The 17,650-nt window shown below is 65.7% G+C and carries 10 protein-coding genes and 9 pseudogenes; 9 read left to right on the top strand and 10 right to left on the bottom strand.

The genetic code is table 11. From position 1 onward, the window contains the following. Positions 1 to 770 precede the first annotated feature (770 nt). The 3 genes and pseudogenes from IPP91_20395 to IPP91_20385 all read right to left on the bottom strand — a co-directional run bounded on the left by IPP91_20395 (position 771) and on the right by IPP91_20385 (position 3,417). Positions 771 to 821 (bottom strand): hypothetical protein, encoded by a 51-nt coding sequence (locus tag IPP91_20395; GenBank protein MBL0144383.1) that lies wholly within the window; start codon positions 819 to 821, stop codon positions 771 to 773. 483 nt (positions 822 to 1,304) lie between these two features. After that, a pseudogene (locus IPP91_20390) lies at positions 1,305 to 2,576 on the bottom strand (NAD(P)/FAD-dependent oxidoreductase). A gap of 118 nt (positions 2,577 to 2,694) precedes the next feature. Then, positions 2,695 to 3,417, bottom strand: a pseudogene (locus IPP91_20385) (SDR family oxidoreductase). A gap of 98 nt (positions 3,418 to 3,515) precedes the next feature. On the opposite strand from IPP91_20385, the gene IPP91_20380 reads away from it, so the two are divergent. The 9 genes and pseudogenes from IPP91_20380 to IPP91_20340 all read left to right on the top strand — a co-directional run bounded on the left by IPP91_20380 (position 3,516) and on the right by IPP91_20340 (position 11,395). Next, a complete protein-coding gene (locus IPP91_20380; protein ID MBL0144382.1) occupies positions 3,516 to 3,803 on the top strand; it encodes a hypothetical protein in 288 nt (95 codons plus the stop codon). Then, positions 3,748 to 4,494: a hypothetical protein gene (locus IPP91_20375; protein MBL0144381.1), complete on the top strand. Its 747-nt coding sequence runs from the start codon at positions 3,748 to 3,750 to the stop codon at positions 4,492 to 4,494. Before IPP91_20380 ends, IPP91_20375 begins: the two co-directional genes overlap by 56 nt. Further along, positions 4,494 to 5,425 (top strand): annotated as a pseudogene (locus IPP91_20370) (isocitrate lyase/PEP mutase family protein). The gene IPP91_20375 and the pseudogene IPP91_20370 overlap by 1 nt, the downstream one beginning before the upstream one ends. A gap of 7 nt (positions 5,426 to 5,432) precedes the next feature. Next, positions 5,433 to 6,840: pseudogene (leuC, locus tag IPP91_20365) on the top strand (3-isopropylmalate dehydratase large subunit). Between the two features lie 4 nt (positions 6,841 to 6,844). Beyond that, complete coding sequence (leuD, locus tag IPP91_20360; GenBank protein MBL0144380.1) at positions 6,845 to 7,447, top strand: 3-isopropylmalate dehydratase small subunit; 603 nt, start codon at positions 6,845 to 6,847, stop codon at positions 7,445 to 7,447. A 116-nt stretch (positions 7,448 to 7,563) separates the two neighbouring features. Then, on the top strand, positions 7,564 to 8,001 hold the full coding sequence (locus tag IPP91_20355) for a hypothetical protein (GenBank protein MBL0144379.1): 438 nt from the start codon (positions 7,564 to 7,566) through the stop codon (positions 7,999 to 8,001). 189 nt (positions 8,002 to 8,190) lie between these two features. After that, a pseudogene (locus IPP91_20350) lies at positions 8,191 to 9,770 on the top strand (IS21 family transposase). 36 nt (positions 9,771 to 9,806) lie between these two features. Then, positions 9,807 to 10,518, top strand: a pseudogene (locus tag IPP91_20345) (ATP-binding protein). Positions 10,519 to 11,137: 619 nt separating this feature from the next. Then, complete coding sequence (locus tag IPP91_20340) at positions 11,138 to 11,395, top strand: nuclear transport factor 2 family protein (protein MBL0144378.1); 258 nt, start codon at positions 11,138 to 11,140, stop codon at positions 11,393 to 11,395. A 270-nt stretch (positions 11,396 to 11,665) separates the two neighbouring features. Here IPP91_20340 and IPP91_20335 read toward each other — a convergent pair. The 7 genes and pseudogenes from IPP91_20335 to IPP91_20305 form a co-directional block, all read right to left on the bottom strand. Beyond that, positions 11,666 to 12,158: pseudogene (locus tag IPP91_20335) on the bottom strand (hypothetical protein). A gap of 10 nt (positions 12,159 to 12,168) precedes the next feature. Beyond that, a pseudogene (locus tag IPP91_20330) lies at positions 12,169 to 12,934 on the bottom strand (DUF2092 domain-containing protein). 141 nt (positions 12,935 to 13,075) lie between these two features. Continuing rightward, positions 13,076 to 14,660, bottom strand: a pseudogene (locus tag IPP91_20325) (STAS domain-containing protein). Between the two features lie 183 nt (positions 14,661 to 14,843). Beyond that, on the bottom strand, positions 14,844 to 15,095 hold the full coding sequence (locus tag IPP91_20320; GenBank protein ID MBL0144377.1) for a hypothetical protein: 252 nt from the start codon (positions 15,093 to 15,095) through the stop codon (positions 14,844 to 14,846). Between the two features lie 145 nt (positions 15,096 to 15,240). Then, positions 15,241 to 15,492: a hypothetical protein gene (locus IPP91_20315; GenBank protein MBL0144376.1), complete on the bottom strand. Its 252-nt coding sequence runs from the start codon at positions 15,490 to 15,492 to the stop codon at positions 15,241 to 15,243. Positions 15,493 to 16,110: 618 nt separating this feature from the next. After that, positions 16,111 to 16,506 carry a hypothetical protein gene (locus IPP91_20310; GenBank protein MBL0144375.1) on the bottom strand — a complete coding sequence of 132 codons (396 nt, stop codon included), beginning with the start codon at positions 16,504 to 16,506 and terminating at the stop codon, positions 16,111 to 16,113. A 197-nt stretch (positions 16,507 to 16,703) separates the two neighbouring features. Continuing rightward, entirely contained in the window at positions 16,704 to 17,108 is a 405-nt protein-coding gene (locus IPP91_20305; GenBank protein ID MBL0144374.1) for a hypothetical protein, read from the bottom strand. Positions 17,109 to 17,650 lie beyond the last annotated feature (542 nt).

Below are 17,650 nucleotides of genomic sequence, written 5' to 3'. Positions count from 1 at the left end.
CTGTTCCCGTAGGCACCCCAGTACCGCTTCAACTTTCCGGTGTCGGCGTCGAGCACCGCGGCGGCGCCTGTTCCGGTAGCCGTCGGCGACATAGGCCTCGTTCGTCTTCGGATCCACCCAGATCTTGGCCACGCGCCCGAAGCTGGCGGCATCGTTGCCACCCTTGCCTGCGCCCGGACCTGCCGACCTGCATCAGGAACTTGCCCTCTTTCGTGAACTTGAGGATGCGACCGTCGCACGATCGCCATTGCCGCCGATCCAGACACATTGCCCCGGTGGTCGACGTGCAGGCCGTGCAGGGATTGGGCCAGTCGTAGCCCTTTCCCAGGCCGCCCCACGAGCGCACGAGGTTGCCCGACGCGTCAGATTCGAGAACAGGAGGTGCCGGCCTGCAGCACTCGCCAGCGAGGAGTTCGAGCGCGCGCTCGTTGCTGTGCAGCGTCTGGCCGCCACGGTCAAATACGCAGACATGGTCTGATCGTCGACCCACAGGCCGATCCGCGTGCCGAGCACCCAGTGATCAGGCAGCGGCTGGCCAGAGCAGGTCGACCTCGGTTTGGCGCACCGAGCAGGTGATGCGGCCTTGCGCGTACGCCGTACCATGGATGAAATGGCCCATGCCAGCCAGGCCGCCACGGCGGCAGTCCATGCAATCGCGGCGCCGCGTTGCGCGACATTCATCTCATGCGCTCCTTGAAGACGAGCGTTCGGGGACGTGTTCGCGAACACGCCCCCATTAGCTCGACCGCAATCCGCAGCGTACCCGACACTCAGCCCTTCAGGCAAGTGCTCATGAAGGAGCGGCGCTCGTCGCCGTGCAGATCCTTCTTCGGCCTGCTGGTTGCGGGTCTTCATCTGTTCTGGCCAGCATGGGCGCCGAAGTCGTATTGCGCCTCGTTCACGGTCCTGGTGACCGCAACGCCGTCCTTCAGGCAACGGTTCGCTGAACCGGTCGTGCTCCTCGCCCTTGCGGCCCTGGCCCCTGGGGCACAGGCTTCCGCCCGGGTCAGGCCAGGCGACGGCTTGATGAGTTGCTCGATGGCAAGAGCCGCGGGTGATGCGGGAAGACGACGGACATGACGGCACAAGCCACTGCGTAACGCAGAACGGTTTTCATGGGCACCTCCTCAGGTCGATGGGCCCCGATGGAGGAAGGACGCCGCCGGCGCCTTCGGTCATCGGGTGGCGCCATCAGACCCGGAAGCGCGGCACGGCGGCCCGGCAGAAACCGGCTCGCAAAAACCCGAAATTCGATGTGCGCCTTGCGGCCGTCCCGGCAGCGGTCAGGGTGGTCGGGAAGGCGGTTATTTCTTGAGCTTGGTGATGCCCTGCATGTTCATCACGTACTTCTCGTAGAACGGCTCCGACGTCCCGTTCTTCATCTTGCGGATGAAGTACTTCTCGAAGGCGATCTTGGCCAGGTGGATCCACTTGCCCTCGGAGAACCAGTGTGACGTTTCGCGGCGGGATCTGCGGCGGTGCCACGAACGCGATGCCCGTGTTGCCCATATCGGCCAGGCACACGGCATTCCACGTCGCCTTCTCGGCCGGGCCTTGCCGTCGAGCTCGGCGCGGATGTTGTGCGCGGTCGCCGTGACCATCGACTCGATCATGAAGCCGGTCTTGGGCGCGCCGGTCGGAACCGGCGTCGGCTCGAACGGGAAGGAATGGGCGCACGCAGACGCCGACCGCGTAGATGTTCTTGTACTTCGGGTTGCGCTGGTTCGCGTCGATGAGGATCATGCCGCGCGGATTGGTGAGGCCCTCGATGCCGAACACCGCATCGATCCCCTGAACGCGGGCAGCATCATCGAGTACTTGAACGGCAGCGCATGCTCCTTCTTCGGCTTACCCTCCTCGTCATGCTCCATCACGTGCATGGTGCCGGCCTCGACCTTCGTCACCTTGGCGTTGCAGATCCACGATGTGCTTGTCGCGCATCGCCGACTCGAGCATCGTCCTGGAGTCGCCCACGCCGCCGAGGCCGAGATGCCCGATGTACGGCTCGGACGTGACGTAGGTCATCGGCACGCGGTCGCGCAGCTTCCTGCGCCGCAGGTCCGTTTCCATGATGAAGGCGAACTCGTAGGCGGGCCCGAAGCACGACGCGCCCTGCACCGCGCCGACCACGATCGGGCCCGGCTCATGACGAAAGCGTCCACGCGTCCGCCGCGTGCGCCGCGTGATCGACGTTGCAGATCGACTGCGTGTGGCCCTCCGGCCCGGAACCCCGATCTCGTCGAACGCGAGCTTCGGGCCCGTGGCGATGATCAGAAAAAGTCGTAGTCCAGGAAGGTGCCGTCGCCGGACTCGACCTGGTTCCGGTCGGGATGCACGCGCTTCGCGCCCGCCGGGTTGAAGGCGATGCCCTTCTTCCCGAGGTGGGGCGCGGCCGGAAATTCGATATCGTCCCGCTTGCGCCAACGCACCGCCACCCAGGGGTTGGATGGCACGAAGTGAAAGTTCGGGCCGTTGCCGACGACCGTCAGCTTGTCGCCTGCGCGAAGCTGTTCCTGCATTTCGTAGGCCATCGGCATGCCGCCGAGCCCCGCACCGATGATGACGATATTTGACATGATCGACCGTCCTTTCCTGTCTCAATTCGCTCCTGGACCAACGCAGAACCGCCCGACCGGGCGCGCGTGAACTGGATCAAGCCCGGCGCAAAACCGGGCGCCGGCTGCCCGGGCCAGCTCAGGCCCCGGCATTTCCCACCGTCATGCCCCCGCAAACGTGAGTACCTGCCCGGTGATGAAACCCGCCCTCCGTCGAGGAGCGAGGCCACGGCATGCGCCACATCCTCCGGCGCGCCCAGCCGCTTGATCGGAATGCCATCGATTATCGCACGCGTGCGCGGCGAATCGGCTGGATTCACGCGGTGGAAAAGTTCGGTCCCGATGGGGCCTGGGCCCACGGCGTTCACGGTAATGCCGTGCGGCGCCAGCTCCAGCGCCCAGGTCTTCGTCATGCCGTGAATGCCCGCCTTGGCGGCAGCGTAGACGGTGCGCAATTCTTCCTGAGTGCGGCGCGCGAGGAAATGTTCACGATGCGCCCGAAGCGCGCTGCCTTCATGGCCGGGAAGGAGCGCCTGGACGCATTGCATCAGGAGCAGCGCAGGTTGAGGCTCACCACCGCGGCCAGGTCCGCGCTCGTCGCCTCTCCAGCGTGCCCGGTCTAACCGTGCCGACGTTGTTGACGAGGCGGGTGATCGGCCGGTTCCGCATCGCGCGCGCCAGGGCCTCCCGCGTCGCCTCTTCGCTCCGCGAGGGTCCACCTCGATGAATGTCTCGGCGGGCAGCGGCGCCCGCGGCGGCTCGCGATCGAGCGTGACGACTCGAAGCCGTCCGCGGGCAGCCGCGTGGCCGCCGCGCGGCCAATGGCCTGGCTGGCACCGGTGATGAGCACGCAATCCTTCATCTGAAGTTCCTTCTCGCAGGGCCGCGCGCTGTTCGGAGCGCCGGCGGGAAAGTAGTATTGTCACCCAAACGCACCGCAACCCGCTCAAGGAGCCGCTCGTGAAGATTGCGTCAACTGGTCGAATCCTGTTCACCCTGCCTCTGGCGCTCGCCTTGTCCTGCCCGACCCTGGCAACCGCCCAGTCCTATCCGAACAAGCCCATCAAGCTGATCGTGCCGCTCTCGGCGGGCGGCACGGGGGACACGCTCGCGCGCACCGTCGGCGAAGCAATCTCGAAGGAACTGGGACAGCCCGTGGTGATTGAAAACAAGCCCGGCGCCGGCGGCCTGGGTGGGCACCGAGCTCGGCCGCGGCGCCCGCGGATGGCTACACCCTGCTCGCGGTGAGCCCTCGCACGTCATCAACCCGTTGATACACGCCGACAAGAAGACCTACGACCCGATCAACGGCTTCGAGCCGATCACGGTGATGGCCAACACGCACCAGATCATCGTGGCGCATCCGTCCGTGCCGGTGAAGACGCCGCAGGAACTCATCGACTACGCCAAAAAATACCCCCGGCAAGCTCAACTACGGTTCCGCCGGAGGGGGTCGGCCACGCACCTGAACATGGAGCTGTTCCCTCTCGATGGCCGACATCAAGGTGGTGCATGTGCCCTACAAGGGCTCGACTCAGGCGCGCCAGGACGTGCTTTCGGGCCAGGTGCAACTCGCCATGGATGGCCTCCCTTCCCTGCAGCCGCTCATCAAGGCCGGGCGCCTGGCACCGATCGGGCTCACGAGCAGCAAGAGGGCGCAGAGCAACCCGGAGATCCCGCTGCTCGGCGAAGTGGTGAAGGGCTATGCCTCCGATACCTGGTATGGAATCCTCGCCCCGGCCGGGACGCCCAAGGATGTCATCGCCAAGCTGCATGCGGCGGCGGCCAGGGCGCTCAACTCGCCGGAGGTGAAGGAACGATTCCAGAAGCTCGGCGCCGAGACCGTCGGCAATACGCCGGTGAATTCCGCAAGCTCCTCGAGACCGAGCAGCAGACCTGGACAAAAGTCCTTAAGGCGTCCGGCGCGAAGGTGGACTGATGAAGCGCGCCACCACGCAATTGCGCGAGCTGATCGGCCGCGGCCCGACCCTCTACGTGCCCGGCTGCTACAACGCCATGAGCGCGAAAGTGCTCGAGAACGCCGGCTTCGGCGCGATCTACATGACGGGCTACGGCACTTCCCTCGCGCTCACGGGGCTCCCGACGTGGGCCTCACGACGATGAGCGAGATGGTGGCCAATGCGCGCTACATCGCTTCCGCCGTCGGGATCCCTCTGATCGCCGATGCGGACACCGGGTTCGGCAATGCAATCAACGTCATCCGCACGGTTCGCGAATACGTCGCGGCCGGGGTGGCAGGGATCCACCTGGAGGACCAGGTGAGCCCGAAGCGCTGCGGCCACGTGGCCGGGCGCCTCGTCATCCCGATGGAAGAAGCCGTGGGAAAGATCCGGGCGGCGGCGGACACGCGCGACGGGCTCGATCCGGATTTCGTGCTCATCGCCCGCACCGATGCGCGCGGCGCGTCCGGCGGCTCGCTCGACGACGCCATTCGCCGAGTCAACGCCTACCTGGACGCGGGCGCGGACCTGGGATTCATCGAAGGACCCACTTCCGCCGAGGAAGTGCAGCGCATCTGCAGGGAAGTGAAAGGGCCGGTCTTCTACAACATGACGGGGGTCTCGCCGCGCTTCACCCTGGAAGAACTGCGCGCGATGGGCATCGCCGTCTGCATCTCGCCCAATGCGATGCTGCGCTCGGCGCTGGGAGCCATGCACGACCTCGCGGTGCAAATGCACGCCGAGGGCCCCGTCGCCGAAACCCGATTCATGGAGGGTTTCCGGAAGCACCCCCTGGGCGACCTGCATACCTTCGCGGGCTTCGACCAGGTACGTGCCTGGGAAAGGGAGTACCTGGGCGAGGACGCCATGAAGAAGTATGCGCACTCCGTGGGGCACGTTCCCCGATAGCCGGCGAATGGGTCTCACGCTCTACGAGAAGATCTGGAACGCCCACGCGGTCGCAAGCGGCCCGGGGGGGCGCACCCTCCTCTACATCGACCGCCACCTCCCTGCACGACGGCAGCTTTCATGCGTTCGAGGCGCTACGCCATGCCGGGCGGAAGGTGCGGCGCCCCGATGCGGCGTTCGCGACACCGGATCACTACGTGCCGACTCGCAACCGCAACCCCATCGAGCACCCGGAACTGCGCGAAAAGGTCGAGACGCTCGCCGCCAATGCGGCGGCAGCCCGCATCGCGATCTTTCCGGTGGGCGACGAACGCCAGGGCATCGCGCATGTGATCGGGCCGGAACAGGGCATCACGCAGCCCGGCATCACGCTGGTGTGCGGCGACTCCCACACCTCGACCCATGGAGCGCTCGGGCACTGGCCTTCGGCATCGGCGCCTCCGAGGTCGCGCACGTGCTGGCCACGCAGGCGCTCTGGCAGGCGCGCTCGAGGACGATGCGCGTGAACGTCGACGGATCGCTCTCTCCCGGCGTTCACGCCAAGGACATCATCCTCGCGCTGATCGCGAAGATCGGCGCGTTCGGCGGAGCGGGCCACACGCTGGAGTACGCCGGCCGCGCGATCCGCTTGCTCTCCATGGAAGCGCGCATGACCATCTGCAACATGTCGATCGAGGCGGGAGCGCGCGCCGGTCTCGTCGCGCCGGACGACACGACCTTCGGGTACCTGCTGGGCCGACCCCACTCGCCCCGTGGCGCCGATTGGGAGCGCGCGCTGGCACGCTGGCGAACCCTCGCCTCCGACGACGATGCCCGCTTCGACAGCGAGGTTGCACTCGATGCGAGCACGATCGAGCCCATGGCCACCTGGGGCACGAGCCCCGAGCATGGGGTCGGCGTGACGGGCGTCGTTCCGGATCCCTCGCAGCAACGCGATGCAGCCCGGCGCGGCAGCATGGAGAAGGCGCTGCTTTACATGGACCTCGCACCCGGCCAGCCGATCGCGGGCCTCGCGATCGACCGCGTGTTCATCGGCTCGTGCACCAACAGCCGCCTCGAGGACCTTCGCGCGGCCGCCGAGGTCGTGCGCGGACGCAAGGCCGTGGTGCCTGCGATGGTGGTGCCCGGCTCGGGTCTCGTGAAGCGCGCCGCCGAGGCCGAGGGGCTCGACCGCGTCTTTCTCGAGGCAGGCTTCGACTGGCGCGACGCCGGTTGCTCGATGTGCGTCGGCATGAATGGCGACCTGGTGGAGGCGGGGCAGCGCTGCGCCTCGACCTCCAACCGCAACTTCGAGGGCCGGCAGGGCAAGGGCGCGCACGCACCTGATGAGCCCCGCCATGGCCGCAGCCGCAGCGGTCACCGGCAGGATCACCGATGTGCGCAGGCTGATCTCCCGTCCCAACGTGCAAGGGTAGCCGCATGGACCCCTTCACCAGCCTCACCGCCGTCGCCGTCCCGCTCGATATCGTGAACGTCGATACGGACCGCATCGTTCCCGCGCGCTTCCTGCGCAAGCCGCGCTCCGCCGGCTACGAAAACTTTCTCTTCCACGACCTGCGCGAGAGCGAGCCGGATTTCGTGCTCGACCGCCCCGGATACCGCGACGCGAAGATCCTGGTCGCCGCCGAGAACTTCGGCTGCGGCTCCTCGCGCGAAGCCGCTGTCTGGGCCCTCGCCGGCCGGGGACTGCGCGCCTGGATCGCGCCTTCGTTCGGCGACATCTTCCTCGAGAACTCCTTCAAGAACGGCGTGCTGGCGATCACGCTCCCGAACGAGCGCGTCGCGGCCATCCGCGCCCTCCTGACGGCGAACCCGGGCGTCGAACTCACGATCGACCTTCCGTCGCAGACGCTGCGACTGCCGGACGGATGCGTCGTTGGATTCGAGGTCGATCCCTTCCGGAAGGAATGCCTGCTCGCGGGCGTCGACGAGATCGACCTCACGCTGCGCTACGAGAAGGAAGTCGCCGCCTACGAGTTGCGCCAGCGCGAGGAGACGCCCTGGCTCGTGGGGACGACCTGATCTCAACGCCGGAGGGTGATTTTCCCAATCACTGCGTGCCGGCGGCCGCGACATCCGCCTTCCGGGGCGCCTGCTCGACGCTCTGCCGCATATCGCAATCGGGTAGCAACGCGCCGATGGCAAAGGGCCTGTCTTTCGACAAGCCCTTGAATAAATGGCGCGCCCGTCACGATTCGAACCTCGATCCCCTGGTTCGTCGAGGTAGCCGTCAACCCTTGACATCAATCACTTGTAGCGCTTGCCAACAGTCGCCCCTGGCGGATGGCATTGCACAAAGTGTTAGAACCGAAGGACCAACGGGGCCGACCTACGCCGCATTCGCGGCCGCTTTCCTCGTGGCGATCTTTGCAGTGGCGCTCGATTCCGCGGAGAAGGCTTTCCCCATCTACGCGATCTGCTTCGGCATCGCTTGCGCATTGGGAACCTTGCGCGAATCCATTGTCCGTATACGCGTGGGTCATTCCGAATTCGTCTGCGAATACCTGCCGGGAAATCGAACAGCTCGCTATTCCGACGTCATCGACATGAATGTCGAAACGAGATACGTCGGGTGAACCTTTCACCGGCAGGTAGCGGTGATTGTGATCACAAGGCGTCACCCCGGCGGCCACCCAAACTCCCGCACCTGTGGCCGGGTCAAACTCCCGCACCCTGAGCACCCGTAAGGGCGCCTGATCCCGGGCGCCGGACGGCGCGACGTACGCTCCTCCCCGACCAATTCGGGGAGAGAGAGAGTGAACGTCTTGAAATCGCATTTGCGCATGAGCGTCCTGGCGCTGCTCGAGAGCGGCGTGGGGCAGCGGGAGATTGAGCGGCGCCTGGGGGTGTCTCCGAAGACCGTCCGGCGTTATCAGAGGCTGGCAAATTCCCCCGGGGTGGCCACCGGCTCTGGTGCTGCGGATGGGCAAACTCCCGCACCCCCGGCCACCGGCTCCGGGGGCCCGGAGGGCCAAACTCCCGCACCCCGGCCACCGGCTCCGGCCAACGAGTCGACGACCTCGGCGTGCGAGCCGCACCGGGAGTGGATCGAGTCGCAGGTGTTGCTGGGCAGGAACGCCGTGGCCATCTACCAGGACCTGGTGGAGGGCCACGGCTTCGCACACGGCTACAACTCGGTGAAGCGCTTCGTGGCGCGGCTCAAGGCGCGCGCGCCCGAGCGCTTCGACGTACTGGAATTCGCCCCGGCGAGGAAGCGCAGGTCGACTACGGCGAAGGGGCGCCCACGCTGGATAGCCGCGGCAAGTACCGTAAGCCGGCGCTCTTCGTGATGACGCTCAAGTACTCGGGCAAGAGCTTCAGGAAAGCGGTGTGGAAGGCCGACCAGGAGAGTTGGGCGCGGGCGCACGAGGAGGCCTTCCGTGCCTTCGGCGGCTGTCCTCGGTACGTCGTGCTCGACAACCTGAAGCAGGGCGTGATCAAGCCCGATCTGTACGAGCCTGAGTTGAATCCCGTCTACGCGCCGCATGCTCGCGCACTACGGTGTCGTCGCCGATCCGTGCCGTGTCGCCGACCCCAACCGCAAGGGAACCGTCGAGAACGCGATTCAGCACACGCAGTCGACCGCGCTCAAGGGGCGGCGCTTCGAGTCCGTCGAGGCGCAGAACGAGTGGCTCGCGCACTGGGAGGAGCGCTGGGCGGCTCCGCGCATCCACGGGCGCAAGAAGCGTCAGGTGCTCGAGATGTTCCGCGAGGAGCAAGCGCACTTGAAGCAGTTGCCTGCCGAGGGCTGCAGGTACTTCCGCCAGGTCACGCGCACGGTCGATGACGCGGGCCTGGTGCAGGTCGAGGGCTCGTATTACGCCGCTCTTCCAGCCGCGCCTCACAGCGAAGTCACGGTGCGCGTGTACGAGCGAGATCGAGATCCTCGAGCGCGTTGGCACCGTGCTGCGCCGGCACGAGAAGTCGCTTCGCAAGGGCGCCTTCGTGATGCAGGGAGAGGACCGCGTCTTCAACCCGTCGCGTGAAACGGTGCGCCTGCTCGTGCGCCTGGAGACCATCGGCCCGGCAACTGCCCAGGCCGGCCGCGAGCTCTTCGCCAAGCTTGGCCGCCCCGGCCAACGAGCGATCTACGGCCTCGCGCAAACCTCGTGCGCAAGCACGCGCGCGCGCCGACATCGAGGCGGTGTGCGCGCGCCTCACGCAAGCCAACTGCTTGTCCTACGCCGCCGTCAGGCGCGCGCTCGAGCGCCAGGCGCCCCCTGCGGCCGACCTGCCGCTCACGCAGGCGCATCCGGCGATTCGCGACATCACCGAGTACCAAACGCTCTGGGAGGCGCTCTCCCAGGTCCACCACGAGGATCCCGATGGCAATGTCTATCACTGAGCCTGGAGCGCGCTACGCAGCCTGCGCCTGTCCGGCATGACCGCAACACTGCAGGCTCGCGCGCTCCCAGGTTGGCGCGCATGAAATGGACTTCGTCGAAGCCTTCTCCTGGCTCGTCCAGGACGAGCTCGACCGGCGCCGCTCGCGCCTGCTCGAGCGACGCTACGCGCTCTCGGGGCTGCCCGAGCGATGCGACCTGAAGAGCTTCGACTGGAGCTACAACCCGCGGCTTCCCCGGCGCGACGTGCTGGAGCTCGCCACGCTCAAGTTCATCGACGCGAAGGAGGACGCGCTGCTCATCGGCCCGCCCGGAACGGGTAAGAGCCATGTGGCGAAGGCGCTTGCCGCGCTCGCAGTCGCCCACGGCCGGCGCGTGCACTACCGCGAGGCCCACCAGCTCATCGAGGACATCGGCGAAGCTCGCGAACTCGGTGAACTGCGCAAGCTGCGCGCCCAGCTCAAGGCCGCCGAGCTGCTCGTCATTGACGACCTCTTCCTGCGCAAGCTCCCCGCCCACGCCGGCGACGAGCTCGCCGACGTGCTCATGAGCCGCTACGAGAAAGCCTCGACGATCGTCACCTCCAACCGCCCGCTCGAGGACTGGGGGCGGCTCCTCGGCGATGTCGTCGTAGTCACCCCGCTCCTCGATCGCCTCATGCACCACGGCTACCTGCTGCGCTTCGAAGGCAAGAGCTGGCGCCTGAAAGAGGCCGCGGCGCGTGTTGCCAAGAGGGGATCAACCGGGTAACTTCGCCGCGTCCCGCCGCCTGCTCAGGTGCGGGAGTTTGACCCGGCCACAGGTGCGGGAGTTTGGGGTGGCCATCGGGGGCGTCACGGGTTTTCCGTTGTGCTGCGTCATTTCGATGAAAACATCGGCGATGCGTTCGGTGCGCTCCAGCGCAGATGGTCCGCCTGGATGGACCGTGTGCACCTACGTTGGCGCAAAAAAAGCCCCGTTGGGCTCTTGATACCTTCGGCTCGTGAACATCGCCACTTCATTGCTATTCAGTCACTTAGAACGTCGCGCCAAATCTCGTCCAATCAGGACCCCCGCATCCAATTGCCGCACAACTAGGACCCGGACAAATCTCCCACAAAACATGGATATGATGCCCCCACTTTTTTCGGCGTATGCTCGACCGATTCCGATCTTACTACCCAAGGAGAATAGAAATGAGCAACCTCATTCGGCTTCTGGCTCTGGTAGCAGTCTCGCTTGCCCCATTGGCGGCGTGCGCGGGTTCGGAAGAGGAAGCAAATGCGCTCCTTGACCGCTGGTCGGCGGCATACAGTTCCAATGACCCGGAGGCAATCGCAAGGACTGATTCGCCTGACGGCATTCTTCTGGGAACCGTGAGTCCTGTCATATCCATTGGAACCGAGGCCATCAAGAAATACTTCTCGGCGTCGAAGGAAGTGGCAACAAGAACGCGATCCAGGAAAGGCACACGATTGTGCTCGGCGACGACGCGGTACTCGTCACGGGCTTTTACGAGTTCACCGGGTCGACTAACGGCAAGGCGTGGGCTCGGCCGTCGCGCTACACCATGCTCGTGACGAAGCGCGGTGGCGAATGGCTCATCGCGCATCACCATTCTTCGCCTCACGTCTTGCCGAAGCAGTGAGTCCGTCTTGCGAATCGTGGGTGTAGGGATCGTCCCCGCAGAGGTTCCCGCGCCCGCCAATTGAAAATGGGCCAGTCTTGCGACCGGCCCATTCGTGTTTCTGGCGCGCCCGGCAGGATTCGAACCCACGACCCCCTGGTTCTCAGGCGCCGACTGGGCAAGCCGCCTCACTCGTTCCATCAAAAACTTGCAGCGCTTGCCACCAATCGCGCCCAATCAAAGCCAATGCAGCCCAATGGCGCGGAGCGGGCTACCGGACCTCTTGCGGCATCAGTACGGCGGATTGACGACGGTATACTGCGATCCCTGCGGGGCATACCAGGTGCCACCGCATTGCTGATACACCATGCCGCCATAATTGACCGGAACGCAATTGGCCGGGCACGGTGGCCACCATCGAGCCGACCGCGGCAGCCGTCACGGCCACCGCGCTGCCGACCACCGCCGCGGCTGCGACCGGATGATCCCAGCCGCCGCAACGACCCGTGCAGTCCACGTTCACGTTAACGTTTTTCTGTGCGTTGACGTTGTTGACGCTGGTGTTGCGCACCTCGTTCGTGCGCGCATCGGCCTTGCTGTTGTTGGCCTGCGCGCCCTGCCTGTCGCTGGCGCCACGATCCCCGCCGGCGCGCGCACCGACTGCCCCACCACCCCCCCCCCCCCCGCCGCCACGGCGCTGCGCTCCGAGGGGTGCCATGACGAAGCTCGCCAGCATGGCGGCGGCCGCCGAGGCCAGGACCAGTTTGCTCATTGACGTTTTCATGTCCGCTCCTCTACTTTGCCTTGCGCTCGATGACGTCGATCTTCTTCGCCCCCTGGGGCGGCGTGAACGTGAAGGTCGAGTCCTTGAACGCGGGCTTCAGGTTCCAGCTGATCATCGAGACCGACTGCGGACGGGCTTCGTCGGCGCGGTTCGTGATCACGACCTTGCGCGCAGCGGCTGGTCCCCGGTGGTGATCCAGATCTGCCAGTCGATGGTGCCCTGACGGAAGGCGTAGTGGTCGCAAAGATCCTTCCGATGAAATCCTGGCCGGCGTTCATCGCCGAATCGATCTTGTCGAGCGGAGCGCCGGGGGTTCCCAGCGGAAGAGATCCTCGAGCGGCAGCTCAATGCCGTACTTTTCCTCGAGCCTTCCGATCAGGTCTCCGATCGAGCCGGCGAATTCGACGGTCGAATAGAACTTCTGCGCGGGCGCATAGAGCGTCACCGTCTTGCCGTCGAAGAAAAGCTGGCGATCGGCGCGGGCGCTGGACATCCTGGCGCGCAGCTTCGAGGGGCGTACCACGTCCAGATCCGCCTTGGCGGTATGCTGAAGCTTTTCGCCATCCTTCAGAACCCGCTCACCCGTGAGTTCCGTGGACACGCTGAAGCGCCTGAGCTTCCGCAGGTGGAAACCCACGTCCTTGAGGGCCTGGACAGATGCCGGATCGACTGCGCCCGCGGCGGACTGGCGCCAGCTGACGGTGGGTCTGCGCATACGTACCTGCTGCCGCGCATGAAATCGCAAGCAGGACGAGAATGAGTACTCTTTGTTGCATGGTTACCTCCTGCGTCGCGAAAGGATGCCCGGGGCAAAGGCTCTGATCGGGCCAGCGGGATTGTCCTCCATCCATGCCGAAGGCCATTAATCTTGCGCAGTGACCGCGCGACGGGCGGCGGCTGCGGCCTGCCCTCGACCGTCAGGACTCCTGTGACGTCTTCCCCCCGACGCCCTCGTGCCTGGTAACGCCCATCACCTCCCGTGCGTTGAAAAGGAGCCGATCGTGGCTGAGCTTCTGGTCAAGCCCGGCATGGTGGACGACCTCGAGCACGCCGGGGTTCAGTCCTGCGAGCCACACCTCGGGGCCTCGCGTCCTCCACCGTTGCTCCCTCCATCTAGCACGCTCGTGGGCTGCGCAGTGCGTTTGCAGCGCCGAATATCTGAGATCGGAAACGCGGCTCACGTCCAATGCCAGCACGCGCGGCTCGTGCGGTGCGACCAGCCCGTGACCCGGTCGGCGATGTACTGCGCGTTGACGAAGAAGAGGCGCCCCTCGGGGCGCACGATCAGCAGGCCTCGAAGGTCTCGTCGTCCGGTGTGCTCCGCGGATATCGGTCGCAGCACGTCGGTCCGCGCTTCGGCGATGACCGACACGCGCGGATGCGCCGTCTGGCATGGCGAGCCTGATCATCGACACGATAATCGCGACGACGATGCCATTGAGCGTGCCGAACACGAGTACGCCGCGCGCAGGCGACGAGCGCCCAGCGAAATTCCATGCTGCGCACCCCACGGATGGCACGGAACCCGGGGCTGGATCAACCCGACCGAGTAGACGATCACCACCGCCGCCAGCGTCGCGTTAGGAAGAAGCCCGAGGATCGGGGCCAGCAGCAGCATGGTGGCGCGCGCTGCGGCCGCGGTGACCAGCGAGGCCTTCTGCGACCTTCCACCCGCGGCTCGCACGACCGCGGTCTGCGAGGTGCCGCCTCGCCGCCCGGGGCATCGCGCCGAGGAACGCGCCGCCCAGGTTCGCAACGCCCGTCGCGACCAGTTCGCGGTTGGCGTCGATAGGCGGATCGCTTGGCCAGCAAAGGCCCAACCCGCAGCGATCGTTTCGGTAAAGCTCATCAGCGCGATCCCGAAGCCCCCGCGCCGCGGCTGCGGGAAGCCCCAGGTCCGGCAGCGTTACCGGCGGCAGGCCCCTGCGGAATCAGCCTCACCGTCGACACACCCAGTGCCTTCAGCCCGAAGTACCACGACGCCGCGCAATGCCTCCGCCGACGGCCACGAGCGGCGCCGGAGAGTGCGGCCAGATCCGCTCCATGCCGATCAGGATCGCGAAGGTTGCCACTGCGCCAGCGCCATCGGCGACGTCTCCAGCGTGCTGCAATGCTCGCCACGTCGACGTAAAATCCCTGCTTGTCGAAATGGATCCTTAGCAGCTTCAGGACCTGGTCGAGCACGATCCCCAGGCCGATCCCCGCCGAAACCGGTCAGCACCGGTGCGAGAGATGAAGTTGGCAACACCCCCAGACGCATCATGCGCCGCCACACCAGCATCGCGCCCACCAGGCGGTCAGCCCGTGGCGGTGGCAGGCGCGCCAGGTCGGATCACCATCGGGCACGGCCAGGCCGAGCTGCGTGCCGGGCGAGGATCGCCAGCGTCGTCGTGGAGCTCACACTCAGCACGCGACGTGCCGAGCAGCGCGTAGATCACACCGGGATCAGGGATGTAAAGCCCGACCGACACTCGGAAGTCCAGCCACGGTCGCATACGCCATCGCCTTGGGAAGAACAACGGCTGGCAGCCGTCAGGCCGGCGACCACGTCGAATCGAATGGCGCCCATGGCAGGCGTCGGTTGCGGCAGAGTCACCGTTCATGGCGAATTTTATGGACGGCCGGCAGCGCAAACAGGCGATTCCCGGTGGCGCTGGCGCTCAACCGGGTCAGCCTGCTCCTCCTTCAATCTTGCCGTGAAAACCCAGCGCCGTCCTGGCTTTCGGCTCGGGCGGCGCTGATCGCGATGCCGCATCGCGTTGCAGGGCGCGGAATCTCCCGCCGCCTGGAAGGCGTTCCTTCGGCAGGGATTTCGTGGAAATCTTCGAGGATGCGCGAACCGTCGGGATAGGAACCACAATTCGACAGTGATGCTTCTGTCGGTCCTGGGCTGGTGCCTCGCCTTGAGCAGGAACGTCGGCCGAGGATGTCGTCCATCGTGACGTCCTTCGGTGCGTGCGCATCGTAGAAGGCACGCTGTCTTTGAGAACAGAGACCGAGGGACTTCCCGCCTCCGATCACTTCGAGCACCTCCCGTCCCGTGCAGATACTCTTGTATGACGCCGAGCACAGCCGCCCGGCATCACATCCACCTCGACCTTGGAAAGCCGCCGAACGGCGCACCCGAATCGATTGTGGCTGTATCCACCGGCCGCAGCTTGACGACCGTATCGGCCTTGTTGCCCAAAGTGCTGGGCGTGACGACTACGCCGGCCTTGCTGAGGCGAGGTCCGGCGTGTCGAAGAAGTACGCCTGCCGCGGCTGTGCTCTCCACCGGGTCGAGGCTGATGCTCTCGATCGTCGCGCCGTCGTGGAAGGGAATGGAAAGTTTCATCTCGACGCCGCCGGCGCCCTTGATGAGGCGAAGGACCTCGGCGAGTTGCGCGCCCGTCAGTGGTCATTCGGGCAACCGGCACGGGCTTTCGCACGCTGGAAGCCTTGGCGGTCTGGCACGCTTCGCCATCGCGGGGGCTTTCGGTTGTTGTGGTCTTCCGGTTCTGTCGCGTTCACGGTCGATTTCCCTAATCTGCACCTTCAGCAAGGCCTGTCGTTGATTAGCGCGCTTAGCGGCGCGAGTTCGCGTCATCCGTCGAATCGCCTCGGCCAGCACGTCGTGGCGCAGCCTGCGGTCGCTAACCGTAAAGCCTCCTGGGAAAGCTTTTCCATCACCGTACGCACGATGGTGGCGCCTGCGAGAATCACCCGCCCGCTTCGCCAGGCCGACGACAGCCCGGCGAGCGTCCGCGTCACGACCGGTAGGTTTCGATCTGCCGGTCGATCTCGGCGCGGTCGAGGACGGCACCCCGCACGACGGTGGGGCCGTAGGCGGCCAACTGCGGCCGGACCGCGGTAATGCTAATTACCACGCCTGGCGGCCACTCATGGCGTCGGGAACCGGTCGATCGTCAATGCGCGCGAGGTCTGCTGCAATCGACGCCAACGCGTCGCGGCACTACGTCGGCCGATATGGCCTTGCCGAGCCGGAAGAAACCCGTAGCGGATCGCCCCGACATTCACGCTGGGAATTGCTTCGTTCACGCGCCCGTCGTTTCCGAACGTGATCTGCGAGGTCAAGCCGCCGCCGGTATCGAACACGACGACTGAGCCTCTGCTGAACGCGAGGCCGGTTCGCGCCCCGGGAGGCAGGCCAACGGCCCTCTTCCTCGCCGGAAATCACCTCGACGCGCACGCCAGTCCGCGCCTCGATGGCCGCGACGACATCGGCTGCGTTCGATGCCATCCGGAGCCCGGCAGGGTTGATGGCCGCGATGGCGCGCACGCCCCCGCGCTTCGCCTTACTGACCATGGCGGCAATGTGGCGGTGACCGTAGCCGATCGCGGGCGGCATCGAGGATCTTTCCGCCCTCCACCAGGCCCTCGCCAAGGCGCGTCACCTCGGCACTGTCGGAGACCACGTGCGCCACCGACCGTCGGCGCCACGTTCACCGATAGCGGAACTGGATCGAGCTGGTGCCCGCATCGATCACGGCATAGCGTCATCTTATCGTCGATCAGCGTCATGAGGTTTTACGGGATAGCTCGTGTTCATATAGCCGCCCAGGCCCAGATTTGCGGACGGCGCGAAGACCGCCGCCATGAAGTCTCGCGATGAACGCGTCGAGGGTAGGTTTCAGCTTCATCTTGGGCATGATGAGGCTCAGCGACTCGAGAACCTTCTTCACTCTCGGCAGCCGCAAGCGGGAAGTTGGCCTTCATCACAGGCGTCCACTGCTCGAGCCTGTCCTCGTTGACCACCTTAAGAGAACCTTTGATGTCCATGAGCTCGTCGTGGACCTTCACGTTGTCCCCCGCCCGTGAGCAGAGCAGATCCCTTTCGTCGCTTTCCTGGACGCTGCCGGGTATGAGCTTCGCAAGCTCTGGCCTCCGCGTTCCCGGAAGCGGCGCTTCCCGAAGGCGCGCCATTCCCAGCGCGGCGTGATTCCCGGCCATGATCGTTCGTTTCCTTTCGCAAGGGTACCCTGGAACAGGATTCCGAACAGCTTCTGCCGCAGGTCTTCCAAAGGCATGATGGTGCGTAACAGCGGTGCAACCCCGAGAGCCGTCGCCGCTGCTGAAAGGGAGGTCTGATAAATTCTTCAGCCTGGGAGATTGCCCATTCCGCGCCGAGGATCCATTCGGATCTTCCTTCGTGCCGCGTGGCGCAGGCGATCGGGAACCGCCCGCCCTGACCGCCCGCAGGGCCCGGCAGGATTTCCGTCAGACCTCCTGAGATCCACGGAAGGAGAACCGGATGATCACCGCCATCGCAACGTTCCGTCTGCCGGAAGCGCTCTGACTGTCGATGAGGCCAGGAGCCATTCTTCCTTAGAGCACAGCGCGCTACTCGTCGCAGCCCGGGCTGGTCTGCAAGCATTTACGTCCTGTCCGAGGATGGGCATGATTTCGCCGGCGGCGTCTATTCCCGCGGTCCCGGCGTAGGATGTCGAGGCCCTGTGCCACCGATGCGTGGCGGGCCTTCGTCACGGAGAAGT

Source organism: Betaproteobacteria bacterium (genome assembly GCA_016720855.1).
In the GTDB taxonomy this organism is placed as follows: Bacteria; Pseudomonadota; Gammaproteobacteria; order Burkholderiales; family Usitatibacteraceae; genus FEB-7.
Note: the sequence above shows the minus strand (reverse complement) of the source record. Positions and strands in the feature narration are given on the sequence as shown.